This window comes from Corynebacterium ulcerans, assembly GCF_000767685.1.
GTDB lineage: Bacteria > Actinomycetota > Actinomycetes > Mycobacteriales > Mycobacteriaceae > Corynebacterium > Corynebacterium ulcerans.
In genome coordinates this window covers 1084129-1099805 of the sequence record NZ_CP009622.1, presented here as the reverse complement: position 1 = coordinate 1099805, position 15677 = coordinate 1084129, and the positions used below count along the sequence as shown (strand labels likewise).

At 51.9% G+C, this 15677-nt stretch carries 10 protein-coding genes; 3 read left to right on the top strand and 7 right to left on the bottom strand.

Annotation, left to right across the window (positions count from 1 at the left end; all coding sequences use genetic code 11):
* Nucleotides 1-30: 30 nt before the first annotated feature.
* Together infC and uvrA are read right to left on the bottom strand one after the other, a co-directional pair.
* Entirely contained in the window at nucleotides 31-552 is a 522-nt protein-coding gene (gene infC / locus CULFRC11_RS05045) for a translation initiation factor IF-3 (protein ID WP_071575965.1), read from the bottom strand.
* A gap of 328 nt (nucleotides 553-880) precedes the next feature.
* Entirely contained in the window at nucleotides 881-3745 is a 2865-nt protein-coding gene (gene uvrA, locus CULFRC11_RS05040; RefSeq protein ID WP_023635607.1) for an excinuclease ABC subunit UvrA, read from the bottom strand.
* A gap of 284 nt (nucleotides 3746-4029) precedes the next feature.
* On the opposite strand from uvrA, the gene CULFRC11_RS05035 reads away from it, so the two are divergent.
* From CULFRC11_RS05035 to CULFRC11_RS05025, 3 genes are all read left to right on the top strand, one after another.
* Nucleotides 4030-4635 (top strand): MBL fold metallo-hydrolase, encoded by a 606-nt coding sequence (locus tag CULFRC11_RS05035; protein WP_023635606.1) that lies wholly within the window; start codon nucleotides 4030-4032, stop codon nucleotides 4633-4635.
* A gap of 252 nt (nucleotides 4636-4887) precedes the next feature.
* Entirely contained in the window at nucleotides 4888-5733 is an 846-nt protein-coding gene (locus CULFRC11_RS05030; protein ID WP_023635605.1) for a DoxX family protein, read from the top strand.
* Between the two features lie 160 nt (nucleotides 5734-5893).
* A complete protein-coding gene (locus CULFRC11_RS05025; protein ID WP_023635604.1) occupies nucleotides 5894-8278 on the top strand; it encodes a HelD family protein in 2385 nt (794 codons plus the stop codon).
* Between the two features lie 63 nt (nucleotides 8279-8341).
* Here the strand turns inward: CULFRC11_RS05025 and CULFRC11_RS05020 are convergent, their stop codons facing one another.
* The 5 genes from CULFRC11_RS05020 to CULFRC11_RS04995 form a co-directional block, all read right to left on the bottom strand.
* Nucleotides 8342-8782, bottom strand: coding sequence for a universal stress protein (locus CULFRC11_RS05020; protein ID WP_013911374.1), 441 nt, complete (start codon nucleotides 8780-8782; stop codon nucleotides 8342-8344).
* Nucleotides 8783-9148: 366 nt separating this feature from the next.
* Nucleotides 9149-11248 (bottom strand): excinuclease ABC subunit UvrB, encoded by a 2100-nt coding sequence (uvrB, locus tag CULFRC11_RS05010; RefSeq protein ID WP_023635603.1) that lies wholly within the window; start codon nucleotides 11246-11248, stop codon nucleotides 9149-9151.
* A 44-nt stretch (nucleotides 11249-11292) separates the two neighbouring features.
* Nucleotides 11293-12531, bottom strand: coding sequence for a TIGR04053 family radical SAM/SPASM domain-containing protein (locus CULFRC11_RS05005; RefSeq protein WP_023635602.1), 1239 nt, complete (start codon nucleotides 12529-12531; stop codon nucleotides 11293-11295).
* A 145-nt stretch (nucleotides 12532-12676) separates the two neighbouring features.
* Nucleotides 12677-13291 (bottom strand): dephospho-CoA kinase, encoded by a 615-nt coding sequence (gene coaE, locus CULFRC11_RS05000; protein ID WP_023635601.1) that lies wholly within the window; start codon nucleotides 13289-13291, stop codon nucleotides 12677-12679.
* A gap of 101 nt (nucleotides 13292-13392) precedes the next feature.
* Nucleotides 13393-15405, bottom strand: a complete 2013-nt coding sequence (locus CULFRC11_RS04995; RefSeq protein WP_023635600.1) for a glucose PTS transporter subunit IIA — start codon at nucleotides 15403-15405, stop codon at nucleotides 13393-13395.
* Nucleotides 15406-15677 lie beyond the last annotated feature (272 nt).

Genomic DNA, 15677 nt, shown 5'->3' with positions numbered 1-15677 from the left:
AATTTACGTCCTTTTAGTGTCTTTAAAGTATTACTTCTTGCCCTTGCGGACCGGCCCGAAAACCATCGTCATATTACGACCATCTTGCTTAGGCTTTGTCTCCACAATGCCGAAATCTGCGACATCATCCGCAAGACGCTCCAGCAAACGGAAACCCAGCTCCGGACGGGACTGCTCGCGACCACGGAACATAATGGTGACCTTCACCTTGGAACCCTTTTCAAGGAACCGGATCACATTGTTCTTTTTCGTCTCATAATCGTGATCGTCGATCTTGGGACGGAACTTCTGCTCCTTGACCACAGTCTGCTGCTGGTTTTTCCGAGCTTCACGCGCCTTCTGTGCCTGCTCGTATTTGAACTTTCCATAGTCCATAATCTTGCAAACGGGCGGTTTAGCGTTAGGAGCAACCTCGACAAGATCAAGGTCTGCTTCGTAAGCGAGCTTGCGGGCGTCGTCGATACGCACGATGCCCACCTGTTCTCCGTTAGGGCCGACAAGGCGGACCTCGGGAACTCGGATGCGCTCATTGATGCGAGCTTCAGCGCTGATGGGGACTCCTCAAGTAGCAATTAATGTGATGTACCGCGCCCATCGCCCGTAGATTTCACCTAAATACATAAAGACATAGAAAAATCCCGTCCATCTTTAACAATGAACGGGAGATCCATGCATGTGCAACCTTATTAGGTCACACCATGTACCCTTTTACCCTTGTCCTGCAAACATGCGCTTGCGGCTTCAGGTGGGATGATCTCCACTTGCGACCCGAATAAACAAAAATACTCAACGTGAAAACAAGCAAGATTTTTATCTACTCAGGCGGTAGTAGAGCTAACCATATCAGCACCAACAGCATCCGCACAAATCGACGGCTTTACTAGGCTGATTGTTTTCCTAAAACTTCCTTTAAAAAAGCCCCTGTGTAGGAACCAGTAACAGCCGCAACGGTTTCCGGCGTGCCTTCTGCCACGACGGTTCCTCCGCCGGATCCACCTTCTGGCCCCATATCAATAATCCAGTCAGCTGCCTTTATTACATCTAAGTTATGCTCGATCACAATGACCGAATTTCCCTTATCCACCAACCCCTGGATCACGAGCATAAGCTTCCTAATATCTTCAAAATGAAGCCCTGTTGTCGGTTCATCCAAGATATAAATGGTTCTTCCGTTAGAGCGTTTTTGCAACTCCGAGGCAAGCTTTACACGTTGCGCTTCACCTCCGGAAAGGGTCGTTGCCGATTGACCTAATCTAACGTAACCCAGTCCCACTTCCGTTAGAGTTTTGAGATATCTATGAATCGAAGTGATCGGCTCAAAAAACTCAGCAGCTTCACTGATCGGCATGTCAAGGACCTCGGCGATGTTTTTGCCTTTGTACTTAACTTCCAAAGTCTCACGATTGTAGCGAGCCCCTTGACAGACCTCACACGGGACATAGACATCAGGCAAGAAGTTCATTTCAATTTTCAGCGTCCCATCTCCCTGGCACGCTTCGCACCGGCCGCCTTTGACGTTAAAGGAGAAACGGCCGGCTTTATAGCCTCGAACCTTCGCCTCTGAAGTCTCCGCAAACAACGTTCTAATCTTGTCAAAGACACCCGTATATGTTGCAGGGTTAGAACGAGGTGTGCGCCCGATAGGCGATTGATCAACCTGAACTAATTTGTCCAAGTGTTCGATTCCTTCAACGCGTTTCGCCCGTCCGGGAACATTGCGCGCTCTATTCAGCTCATTGCCCAGTACTTTCGCAAGAATCTGATTGATAAGTGTCGATTTGCCCGAGCCGGATACACCAGTAATGCAGGCCAACACCCCCAACGGTATCTCAACGTCAATATCCTTGAGATTGTTTTCTCGCGCTCCCACAACTTTGAGCTTACGATCCGGATCAATATCTCGGCGTTGATCTGGCACCCCCAGGACTTTTCGACCAGAAAGATAGGCACCAGTGATGGATTCCTCGCATTCGATGATCCCTTGCGGTTTTCCTTGGTAAACAATTTGTCCGCCGTACTCGCCAGCCTTCGGACCTACGTCGATAAGCCAATCTGCAGCACGGATAGTGTCCTCATCATGTTCTACAACGATGAGTGTGTTGCCGATATCCCGAAGACGCTCAAGAGTAGCGATCAAGCGCTGGTTATCCCGTTGATGCAACCCAATTGAAGGCTCGTCAAGGACGTAGAGAACTCCGGCCAAACCAGAACCGATCTGGGTGGCTAAACGAATACGCTGGGCTTCACCTCCAGATAATGTGCCTGCACTCCGATTCAAAGTGAGGTAGTTCAGCCCAACGTCTAGTAGGAACTTTAACCGAGCGTTGATCTCCTTCAGCACAGCCCCAGCGATGATCTCCTCACGCTTGCCTAGCACCAAGGACTCTAAAAACTCTGCAGCATCGTAAACAGAGAGTTCACTCAATCCTGCAATAGACAGCTCGCCATGAGACGTAGAGCTAATACGCACAGCCAAAATCTCCGGACGCAAGCGAGCACCACCACATGTTTTACATGCATCCTCACGGGTGTATTGGAGCAACCGATCCTTCTGTGATTCTGAGCCAGTTTGCTCTAATTTTCTGTCGATATAGCCCAGAACGCCTTCAAAAGGTGCTGTCCAATTGCGTACTCGGCCATAACGGTTTTTATAGCGCACGGTCACTTCATCGGAACTACCGTTGATGAGTGCATCTTGTTGAGCTTTTGTTAACTCACTAAACGGAGTTTCGGGATCAAACCCCAGAGCCTTGGACAGTCCTTCAATGAGCTTTTGAAAGTATTTATGGTTTGGGCTTGAATTCCAGGGCTGGACACATCGCACCACGGGAGCATCTTTGTCTGGAATCAGAAGATCAACGTCCACAACCGTCCGGGTTCCCAAACCGTCACAATCGGGGCACGCCCCATAGGGAGAATTGAAGGAGAAAGAACGCGGTTCAAGCTCATCCACGCTCAACACGTGGCCATTGGGACACGCCATCTTCTCTGAAAAACGCCGAACTCGATGTGGGTCGGAGGCATCGAGGGACACAAAGTCCAAAGCGACAACCCCGTCGGCTAGTCCCAGCGCAGTCTCTACCGAGTCCGTTAAACGCTGGCGCTGCGATGGCTTCACCTGAAGCCTATCTACCACCACATCAATATCATGCTTGATCTGCTTTTTCAGCGTGGGAGGTTCCGTTAAAGAATATACTTCCCCATCGACCTGCACCCGTGAGAATCCTTGTGATGCTAAATCTGCGAAAAGATCGACAAATTCCCCTTTACGGGTACGTACAACGGGGGCCAGCACCTGAAACTTCAGCCCCTCTTCCATAGCTAGCACCTGGTCAACGATCTGCTGCGGAGTCTGACGCTCGATCACAGCATCGCAAACCGGACAGTGCGCAGTGCCTGCTCGCGCAAACAGAAGTCGGAGATAATCGTAGATCTCCGTGATCGTGCCGACCGTGGAGCGCGGGTTGCGGTTAGTGGATTTCTGATCAATGGACACGGCAGGAGAAAGCCCATCAATGAAATCAACGTCCGGTTTATCCATCTGCCCTAAGAACATCCGAGCATACGACGACAAAGACTCGACATAGCGTCGCTGTCCCTCGGCAAAAATTGTGTCAAAAGCTAAGGATGACTTGCCTGATCCCGATAGCCCCGTGAACACCACCATAGAGTCACGCGGAATATCAATATCCACGCCTTTTAGGTTGTGCTCCCGTGCGCCACGCACTACAAGACGATCTGCCACTCTATTCCATTCCTCACCATTGCCGAGCCATCAATACTCGTTGTAATACTCGCTGTATCCGCAGGCCCATGATTTTTATCAATCGCCTGCTTATACCCAGGTAACCACTAACCTCACAAGAGACGCGCGATACCTTCAACCTCTTTTACACAACTGGCCCAGACAAAGTTGTATTCCCAATCTCGCGCGCGAGCTTAGGCATCCACAGGCCATAGGTTTTCCATCAGACTACACCACATTCGAACATATGGACGCTTTTTAGGTTCTTCGCTATCGTAGATCGCATGAACAACCAAGACATAACACTTGCACATATTTCCGTGTCAGAAATGGATAACAACTGTTATCTCCTTTGCGCAGGGAAAGAGGCTTTGCTTATCGACGCCGCCGATAACCCACAAGCCCTATTAGATTTAGCGGCCGAAAACGATGTCTCCATCACCGCAGTTCTTAGCACTCACAGCCATTGGGACCATCTGCGGGCACTCCCCCAGATTCTTGAGCACACAGGCGCTAAACACTTTGCACCTCAGCCCGATGCTGCAAATATTAATGCCCCTATAGATGTCCTACTCACAGACTCAGACATGCTTTCTTTTGCCGGCCACGATTTTCCGGTTCATATTCTGCATGGACATACTGCAGGCGGCGCTGCGATTGCAGTCCCAATCGGAGAAACCACGCATCTTTTTGTCGGCGATTCGCTTTTTCCAGGTGGGATAGGGAAAACAGAGAACCACCAGGATTTCCTAAAGCTTTTAGATGACGTATCGACCAAGCTTTTCCAAAAGTACCCGGATACTACAGTTGTTCATCCTGGTCACGGAAGGCCCACCACCTTAGGGACAGAGCGCCCTCACCTCGATGAATGGCGAGCCCGCGGCTGGTAGGTCGTGTGTGCCCCATCACCGTAGCAAGACCCCAGGCACATACTTCATTCATTAACAATAAAGGAAGGAAAATCCCACCAACACAACGTATTGATATGTACCATGGCTTACGTAGGCGTTGGATAGCGCGCACGCCGTTGCTATGGCATGCGCAAACTCGGCTCGCTACCTTTTCTGACGATTGCGTCATGCTCTATCGCCAAGATCCCCCAACGGCTGCGCGTCGAATAAATTACGAAGGAGACTTTGCCCATGATCCGCAAGATCGCCCGACCGATGCTCGCTTCCGTTTATATTGCCGACGGTGCGGACACCGTTCTCAATAGCCAAGCACATGTGGAAGGGACTCAGACCGTTCTCGGTCATCTCCGTACGGTTCTTCCGCGGAAATATTACCGCCAGATACCAGATGACCCTAAGCTCATCACACAGGCAGTAGGCGGTGCAAAGATTGGTGCAGGTACTTTGCTTGCACTCGGAAAATCCCCGCGTCTTGCTGCAACAACGCTTGCAGCACTGAGTGTTCCTACGATCCTTGCCCGTCACGCTTTCTGGGAAACCCAGGATCGCGAGGAGAAGACAGCCCGCAAACAAGGTTTCCTTACCAGCGTCGCACTGCTCGGTGGACTGGCTATCACCAGTGTCGATACAGCAGGAAAACCAAGTTTAAAGTGGCGTGCTGATAAAGCAGCACAAAAAGCCAGCGCCCAAATTCAGCAAGCACTTCCAACAAAATCCGAAACAGATAAGCTCGCTGAGCAGGCACAAGAAACTGCGTCAGCCTTTGCCTCCACTGCTAAGGACTGGATCGGCGATGCCACCGATAAGGTAACCGAGTACGCACAGGCTGCTCAGGGCTATGTGGAAGACAACAAGGACGATTGGCTCACAACAGCTCAAAACAACGCAAAGATCGCTAAGAAAAAGGCGGTGAAAGTTGCTGCTAAAGCCCAGGAACGAGCTGCGGAGGCTTACGCTCAAGCCGAGAAGTCAACTGGCCGTTCTGCTAAAAAAGCCAGTAAAAAAGCCTCTCGTTTACAAAGCCAGGCAGAAAAAGCTTTAAATAAAGCCATGAAACGTTTCGACGGAGCTTTCTAACTACCTCTACTTTGTTTTTGAGATAATGCCGGATCGGTGTCCCGATCCGGCATTTTATTTACCCCAGGACTCGCTGCACACTCTTTTTGTTTTAACGCTATGCTGGATAACTCTTCAAGCTCTGAAGCGGATCACATTCTGTTTTTGTAGAGCACCTCAGATGAAAACACATATTGTCGAGTTTTATGCACGTAATGGGAAAGGCTGTGTATTGAAGTCTCAACAGGGGGCAGAGAATAGTCAACGCCACGATCCTCGAGGTTCCAGCAACACAACAGAACCTCATGCAAGTACCCCAGATAACAACCAGGCTGATGCAGTTATCGCAGAACAGGGGTACGTCGATAAGCTTTTTGGCAAACTTGACGCCGAGGTCTTACGTGCCAATGAACGCCTCCGTGAAGTCATGCTCCACGTCGATCCCTCTAATCCCGATGCAGAAGCTTTGGTACGCCGGGAAACGGAGTATCACTCCCTTAATCAAAAAATTGATCGCCTTAACCTCGCCCAACTGGGCTTAGTCTTTGGTCGTATCGACGTCTACTCTGAGTCAACTGATGCCATCGATAATCCGGTGCCTGGGCAACCCCACGTCGACCGTCGCTACATAGGCAGGATGGGATTAGACGATAGAGACGATGATTATCGGACGCTTCTCCTTGACTGGCGCGCTCCTCTGGCGAGGCCTTTTTACTTAGCAACAACTGCCAACCCGGAGAATGTCTGTGCACGAAGGCACATCCGGACTCGTGGACGCACGGTTACGGGTGTCGATGACGAGCTTCTCTCTGGCAATCAAAGTGCGGAGGCGACCGCAGCGAGCAATGTTGTCAGCGAGGCCGCACTCTATCGAGCTATGCACGAGGCTCGTACTGGCCACATGACCTCCATCGTGGAGACGATTCAACGGGAACAAGACCAGATCATCCGCGATGAGACACGTGGAGTGATGGTCGTAGAAGGAGGCCCCGGCACTGGAAAAACTGCGGTTGCGCTTCACCGGATTGCTTATCTTCTGTACACCTGGCGAGACCACCTGGCTAAAACTGGCGTACTTATCATCGGCCCCAACCGTACTTTTCTGGACTACATTTCTCGTGTGCTCCCTGAATTGGGAGAAACTGGAGTAGTGCTTTCTACTGTTGGGGATCTCTACCCAACAGTTTCTGGTCATGCCTCTGAGCCGATCTTGACTCGGGAAATCAAAGGTAGTGAAGAAATGGTCACCATTTTGAGCAGGACTGTGAAAAATTATCAGACGGTCCCTCAGGATTCCCAAGAGATCATCATAGATGGCAACATTGAGCTCACTGTCCGCCCTAGCCTTATCAAAGCAGCACGCACTCGTGCCAGAAGAACACGCCGACCCCACAATGAGGCACAACCACTGTTCAAAGAAGCGCTCGTAGAACAGCTCACCGCAGTCCTTGCACAGAAAATAGGCGCGGATCCCCTCGGCGGCGTGAATCTTCTCTCTGCAGCAGACCGTGCGCAGCTTCACGACGATCTCCTCGATGACCCGAGCGTCGAAAAGCTCGTGCATACCTACTGGCCTGCGCTTGAACCAGAGCAGGTGCTCACCGCGCTACTTGAAGATCCCATGGTTATTGCCCAGTCGGCTTTCGACTACGACGAGGAAACACAAGCAGCGCTTCTGCGTCCTGCGCATAGCCCCTGGGCTTCCTCAGACGCCGCGCTTCTCGACGAGCTCGCCGTTCTCCTTGGCATTCCAGATCCAGAAACCCAGCGCGCGGAAGAAGACGCCCAATGGCGCGCTCAGATTGAAGAGGCTCAGGATGCTTTGGAGATTTTGACGGGCTCATCGAACACCGACTTGGATGACGAATCCGATGCCGAAATCCTTTCTGCCCATGACGTCATCGACGCAGAGACGCTTGCAAAGCGACAGGAAGTTCGGGATGTGCGTACCACAGCACAGCGCGCCCAAGAAGATCATCTGTGGGCTTATGGTCATGTGATCATAGACGAGGCCCAAGAGCTCACCCCTATGGAATGGCGCATGGTTATGAGGCGGAGTCCATCGAGGTGGATGACGCTCGTGGGAGACACCTCACAAACAGGTTCTCCCGCTGGCGTTGATTCTTGGGCAGACACCTTGAGTCCTTTTGTGAAACATCGTTTTCGCACGCATCATCTCACCGTTAACTATCGCACTCCCCGAGAGATCATGGACGTGGCTAACCGAGTTCTCGCCTGCTACTCTCCCGAATCTGAGCCAAGTACAGCGCTTAGGGAATCAGGAAATCCCGTTCATTTTCTTCCTTTAGGGAGCGACTCGATCGCCATTGCACGCTCCTTGCAGGAGTCTGATCCAGAGCGCCTTACCGCGATCATTGCAGCAGATGACGCTACCCGTGAGGGCGTACTGGGAGTAAGCGACATTAAAGGTCTCGAATTTGATCACGTGATCGTCGAGGATCCTCACCACATTATTGAAGCTTCCCCGCAAGGATGGCAAGACCTGTTTGTTTCGCTTACCCGTGCAACACAATCCTTGACCGTTATTGGAGAACTTCCTATTTAACATGGCTAAAGCCCAGTGCTGCTACCACAAGGCACTGGGCTTTTATTTCAATGACCGTTTTGCTTAGTTCACCGTATGGACGATCATCACATCACAATCGGATTGCCGGGCTACGTCGGCAGGCACAGAGCCCAAAAGGCGCCCTGTCAATGAGTTAATACCACGATTACCCACGACCAATAGTTCCGCATTGCTCTCTCGCACGATATCCATGAGAGCTTCTACAGGGGTTCCGGGGCGAACTTTCGTCTCCACTTTTCCAACGCCAAAGCCCTTCGCATGCTCTGCTGCAGCATCCAGGTTTTTCTGAGCAGGATCGGTGCCAAGGACAGCCACGGAGTCTTGGCGAAGCGTCTTGGATGCTTCTTCCTTGCTCTCGTAATATGCACAGCCAATAACGAGGGTGCTGTCTAATGCCGCAGCAATCTTGGCGGCGCGCTCGACAGCAAGCATCGAAGACTTGGATCCATCAGTACCAACGACGATAGTTGAGTAATCGCTCATGAGAACCTTCCGATAGTTCATCTCGAAAATTACGGCGCAGGGCACACCCGGGCGACCATGCTATGTGGGGAGCCGGCCAGGCGACCAACGAAAACCGAGTCTAACAACAGGTACTACTCGGCTAGGAGGCATGGCGGTGTGCTTTTACAGTCAGAAGACAAAAACAATGACCGGGGTCACGGGTAACAGAAATGTGTACCATGACCCACTACCGATTTGGGGGCAAAAGCATCTTTTAAGTTTTCCTCATAAAGCCAGCTCAGAAGAGCCACCTCCCAAGGCACCTCTACCCCAACCCACATACAAAACAAACCACAAAGCGCAGTTCACAGGCACGGATAAAGAAAGAGAAAAGCTAAGAAAAAGTTAAAGACCCAATTCTCGCATGCCTCGAAGTTCTTTCTTCAACTCAACGATCTCATCTCTCAGCCTACCCGCAAGCTCGAACTTCAAATCCCTAGCAGCCTCCCCCATTTGTGCGGTGAGCTCAGATATGAGCGCCTCTACTTTGTCTGCGGGCATAGTAGAAAGATCGCGCTTCTCCGCAATAGCTGCGTCAGCAGCGGCCTCCTGGGTAGCCGCTTCCCCTCGTGCCTCTTGGACCTGGTCCAAGATATCCGCGATTTTCTTTCGCAACGGCTGCGGATCAATGCCGTGCTCTGTGTTGTAAGCGATTTGCTTCTCGCGACGCCGCTCGGTCTCATCAATCGCATGCTGCATCGAGTCAGTGATTTTATCTGCATACATAATGACTGCTCCGGACACATTTCTGGCAGCACGCCCGATTGTCTGAATGAGAGACTTGGTAGACCTTAAGAAGCCTTCTTTATCCGCATCGAGAATCGCCACAAGCGAAACCTCCGGCAAGTCAAGTCCCTCCCTGAGGAGGTTAATACCTACCAGCACGTCATATTCACCCAGCCTGAGCTGCCGCAACAGCTCCACCCGCTGCAAGGTATCAATATCGGAGTGGAGATACCTCACCCGAACATTATTCTCCAGAAGATAATCAGTGAGGTCTTCCGCCATTTTCTTGGTCAGCGTGGTAACTAAGACACGTTCTTCTTTCTGCGTTCTTTGCCTGATCTCATGAATCAGATCATCAATCTGTCCCTTTGTAGGACGAACATCCACCTGCGGATCAAGCAATCCGGTAGGGCGAATGACTTGTTCAACGTATTCTCCGCCAGCAGCAGCAAGCTCGTAGTCTCCCGGGGTGGCGGACATATACACGGTTTGCCCAACTCGTTGTTCAAATTCCTCCCAGCGCAGAGGACGGTTATCCAAAGCAGAGGGAAGTCGGAAGCCAAATTCAACGAGATTACGTTTTCGCGACATATCACCTTCGAACATGCCGCCGATCTGAGGAACGGTCACGTGCGACTCATCAATGATGGTGAGAAAGTCTTCTGGGAAATAATCAAGCAATGTTGCAGGCGCAGAACCGGCTTCTCGACCATCAAGATGCCTCGAATAATTCTCAATGCCCGAGCAGAAACCGACCTGTTCAATCATCTCAAGGTCGTACTCGGTACGCATCCGGAGTCGCTGTGCTTCAAGGAGCTTCCCCCGGTTTTCCAAGTCGGCAAGACGATCCGCTAGTTCTTCTTTAATCCCCTCGATCGCTTTGGCCATGCGCTCCGGACCTGCGACATAGTGCGTTGCGGGAAAGATGCGAACTTCCTCTACCCGCCTGATCACGTCGCCAGTCAACGGATGAATATAGTACAAAGCATCAATCTCATCCCCAAAGAACTCCACGCGAACCGCGACTTCTTCATAAGCAGGGATGATGTCCACTGTGTCCCCTTTAACCCGGAATGCTCCGCGGGTAAACCCAATATCGTTTCGGCCATACTGGATGTCAACGAGGAGCCGCAGGAATCGATCCCGCTCGACTTCCTCCCCAACCTTCAGCATGACCGATCTGTCGAGGTATGACTGCGGAGTTCCCAGGCCGTAAATACAGGAAACCGAGGAGACCACAACAACATCTCTGCGAGACAAAAGCGAACTCGTTGCGCGGTGGCGCAGCCGCTCCACGTCATCGTTAATCGATGAATCCTTTTCGATGTACGTATCGGTCTGCGCGATATACGCCTCTGGCTGGTAATAATCGTAATAAGAGACAAAGTATTCCACCGCATTATTGGGAAGAAGCTGCCGCAGCTCATTGGCCAGCTGAGCTGCCAAGGTCTTATTAGGAGCCATAACCAGCGTTGGCCGTTGTTGCTGCTCAATCAACCATGCCGCAGTCGCAGACTTGCCCGTACCCGTTGCGCCCAGCAATACGACGTCACGCTCACCGCGAGTAAGCCGCGCATCGAGTTCTTTAATTGCGGCAGGCTGATCACCCGCCGGCTTATAATCCGATACAACATTAAACGTCCCGCGTGCGCGCTCAATGTCTCCGACCGGACGGAAATCTGATACGGATAATTCAGGATGTTCTGCAGCAAAAGCCATAGCGACGAGTCTACGCGGGAGCACCGCACCAACGCTGCGATATTCTAAAATTCCACAGATGTATGTCCGGCTTCCGTCCACGCTTGCGGCATATACGCACACGTGGGATCGGATGCCCTTAGGTCTCCGGTGAGTGCATACGCTGTTGATCGTGACCCACCACAGAGATCGTGATACTCACACACCGAGCATTTTCCGTGCCAATGATTGGGGTCACGAAGCGCCTTAAAGGCCGGCGAATGCGCATAAATATCTTTGATTGAGGTTTCCTTCACATTGCCGCAGTGCAATGGCAGGAAACCGCTCGGATATACATCCCCAACATGATCAATGAAGACAAATCCGGAACCCGAGTTCACCGCCATGGGAGGCCTAGGAGTCCTAGGCCGTTCAGGAATGGCACCCAGGAGCCTTGTCGTTTCCGCTGTGAGATAGTCGTAAAGTTCTCCACCTTTATACGGTGGTAGCTCGCCAGATGCGCGCAGCTTATGCTGGATGACCACGCGACGATATTGCGGGGCTTCGGTGGTTTTGATGGCGATTCTATTGGCGACGTCGGCAAGCCAATAAAGAGCGTCTTCTCGTTCTTGCGGGCTCAGCGCATTCAACGCTGCGCCACGCCCCGTAGGCACTAGGAAGAAGACGTACCACATCTTCGCCCCCATCTCCATCACGGTTTTCAGGAGCAAAGGTGCCTCTCGGATATTATTTTTGGTCAGGGTCGAATTGATTTGCAGCCGGAAACCCGCATCAAGAATTGTCTGCGCCATCGAGACTGTGGCGTCAAAAGTTCCACTAAAACCACGGAAGGCGTCATGCGTCTGGGCCGTGGCCCCGTCCAATGACATCGACATTGCTTTGCCGCCGAGATCATGAAGTCGCTGAATGCGTTCTGCAGTCAAACGCGGGGTGACCGATGGCGACAATGACATCGAAAGGCCCTGCTGTGTCCCGTATTCCACGAGTTCTTCCAGGTCTTCCCGCTCAAAAGGATCGCCGCCGGTAAGAACCACTAACGGTCGTGGCCTGTCATAGGAAGCTAAGTCCCGAAGAAGTGCAAAGCCTTGCTCCGAGGTGAGCTGTCCGGGGTGAGGGTTATGCTGAGCATCCGCACGGCAATGCTTACACACAAGGCCACAGGCTCGCGTAACCTCCCAAATCGCAATAAAGGGTTTATGGCTTATATCGCCACGCACGCGTCGTACCGCTTTAAAAGCATCAGACTTCCCCGATAACGTCGAAGAATGTGAGGCGGACAGCGATTTCAGTGGAGACGCGGCCATGGATGGATCCCTTCAACAACACAACAGAAAGTCATTCTTTTGGATGACTTTATTTACAAACTATCCTCCTACTTTTTCTGCCGTTATTCTAGGAAGGGCATCCGAAGAACGCGAGTAAAACATAGTGAGAATGGACACGCTGATATCACATGTTTTCCTGCGAGAGCGACACCTTCAATAGCCGCTCCCATAGTTTCTCTATCTGAGGTTCAAGCTCTGAAAGGGAACGGGAATTATCAATGACAACGTCAGCTTTCTCCAGACGAGCAGCATCACTCATCTGGCGCGCGATGCGATTCCGCGCGTCTTGCTCTTCAATACCCCGGAACGCAACTAGCCGCTGAACTCGAATCTCAGCCGGGACATCAACAACCACAATCAGATCCACCTCTGCAGCAAGGCCCTGTTCGAGCAAAAGCGGATGATCAAGCACCGCAACACGATTTCCCTCTTCACGGGTTTGAACCAGACGATCCTTAATCCGGCGGCGGATTTCAGGATGCGTAATCCCATTCAATAGCTGCGTGTGTTCCTCATCGACAAATGCCCGTCTGGCGAGCAAAGAACGATCAAGAACGCCATCCACTACCACGTCTTCCCCGAAGGCTTGCGCCAACTCCAAGAGGACCGAAGATCCTGGTTCCACAACCTCGCGAGCAATCTGATCGGCGTCGATAATGCATGCGCCTTTGCGCGCCAGCGCCCGTGACACCGTGGACTTACCGCTCCCAATTCCTCCAGTTAATCCAACAATGATCATGGATTAAGCCTAGCGCCGCCACGTTGTACTGCATAAGAAAACCGCCCCTTCACGTTGTGTAAAGGGGCGGCGTGGTTCCATGCGGAGAAAGAACCCTCTAATTAAGCCTTTGTGGTAATGACCGTGGTGTCAAAGTCAACGTGTGGTGCTGGAGCACTGTTAACCTCATCAAACTTAACGGTATTTGTTACCAAAACCGGGGTGATCATGTTGTAGCCCTTGGACGTGATGAAGTCCTTATCAAAGCTGATAAGCTTCTGTCCCTTGGTCACATGCTGTTTCTTTTCCACATGCACGGTAAAACCTTCTCCACCCAGCTGAACGGTATCAATACCAACGTGGATCAAGAGCTCTACACCGTTGTCTAGGCGCAGCCCAACGGCATGTCCGGACTTTTGAACAGTCAGGACCGTCGCATCTTCAGGCGCAACAACATCCGCACCAGAAGGAACGATAGCGATACCTTTACCCAGCTTTTCTGCAGAGAAAATCGGGTCTGGAACCTCAGACAATGCAACAGCTTCACCTTCAAGTGGGCTGCTCAGCAAGGTAACAGCGCCGGCTTCCAGAGCCGTCTTGGTTGCCACGGCCGTTGCAACGGCTGCGCCACCAGCGACAGGAGCTGCAGCGGGTGCAGGCGCAGGTGCGACCTCATTGTTCTCAGCGGCACGATTAGCAGCAAGGTTTGCAAGAATTTCAGCCTTTTCTTCCTTACCGCGGTAATCGAAGAAGATAACCAGGAAGAACGAGGTGAAGAAGGCCGCAGCGATGGCGATAGCGTAGCCGCCAATGGGATCCATTGCAGGGATTGTGAGCAGCGAGGTGAAGACGAAGGCAGAAGCCTTGATGTCAAAGATGCCGGCAACAACGCCACCGACAAAACAACCGGCGAGCAAGCGTGGGTAGCACTTCTTAAAGCGCAGAACCACACCGTAGAGCGAAGGCTCAGAGATGCCACCCAAGAGACCGGCCATCACGCCACCCAGCGAGACCTGACGCATCTGTACGTTGCGCTCCTTGATGGAGAGAACCAGAACACCAGCGACAAGACCAAAGCAAGCAAAGTTCCATGTACCCATGGGGCCCTGGATGAAGTCATAGCCAAGGGTTGCAAGGTTGGAAACCATGATTGCGTTAAGCGGCCAGTGCAGACCCAGCGGAACCAGGAATGGGTACAGCAGCGGAATAATGATTGCCAGCACGAATGGCGAGAAGTCATTAACCGCGTAGAGGAAGTTGGAGATGAGGTTACCGATTCCGATACCGAAAGGACCGAGCAGGAATGCGGCCGCGGGAACCATAATCAGCAGGGAGAAGAACGGTACGAACACCATCTGGACAGCGCTTGGGATGATCTTCTTCAGTCCCTTTTCCACAAAGAATAGGCCGATAGCAGCGAGCAACGGTGGGAAGACCTGGCCCGAGTAGTCATTCAAAACCAGTGGCATGCCAAAGATTTCAACGGTGTCGCCTGCTTTACCCATCGCCAAAAACTCAGGAGTAAGCAAAGCAGCGGGGATGGCTGCACCAACCCACTCATTAGCACCAAGCTTCTTCGCTGCAGTTGCGCCGATCATCACAGGCAAGAAGTAGAAGACAGAGCGCCACATAGCGTGGAGTAGCTGATAACCAGCAGGCTGTTCCTCAATGGGGGCACGGAAATCTTGCCATCCAAAGGTGTCTGCAAGCACCAGCATGGTGATAATCAGCGAAGCACCCAGCAAGGCCCACAAAATGGGACGGAAAGTATCCGAGAGGAACTCAAAGGAATAGTCCACCCAGGAGTACTTGCCACGCACTCCACCGTACTGCTTCTTGGTAGAAGCATTTCCACCGTCGGAGTCACCGGCAGCCTTAGAAGACATACCCGGCAGACGAACGATGTCCTGGTAGTAATTAGCAACACCGCCGCCCATCACTACCTGGAGTCCGCTAGATCCCTGAGGAACGACACCAAGAACATCACTATTAGAGTCCAGAGCCGTTTGGTCTGCCTTGGACTGATCATGAAGCTGGAAGCGAAGACGCGTAGCGCAGTGCGTGAGCGATGCCACGTTATCCACGCCACCAACCTTGTCCAAAATGAACTCAGATGTCTGCTTTGTAGACGCCATGAGCCTACCTTTCAAACGTTGTGTTTGTTCTGTTCCCAACGTCGACACCTGTTCAAATGGTCACAGTCGGAACAAAAACCGGAAAACAATCACAATCCTAGTAAGAAAACGGGCCGGATACAACACAGAAACAACAAGTTCAGAAACTCCTCCTTTTCCCCATTCCCCCCGCTCAGCCCCCCTCTTTAACTTTCCCCAGTCCGAGAGCCATTACAGGCAGCACCACTCCCCCTGTACTCCCTATTCACCCAAGCGCCATATGTCACTCTTTT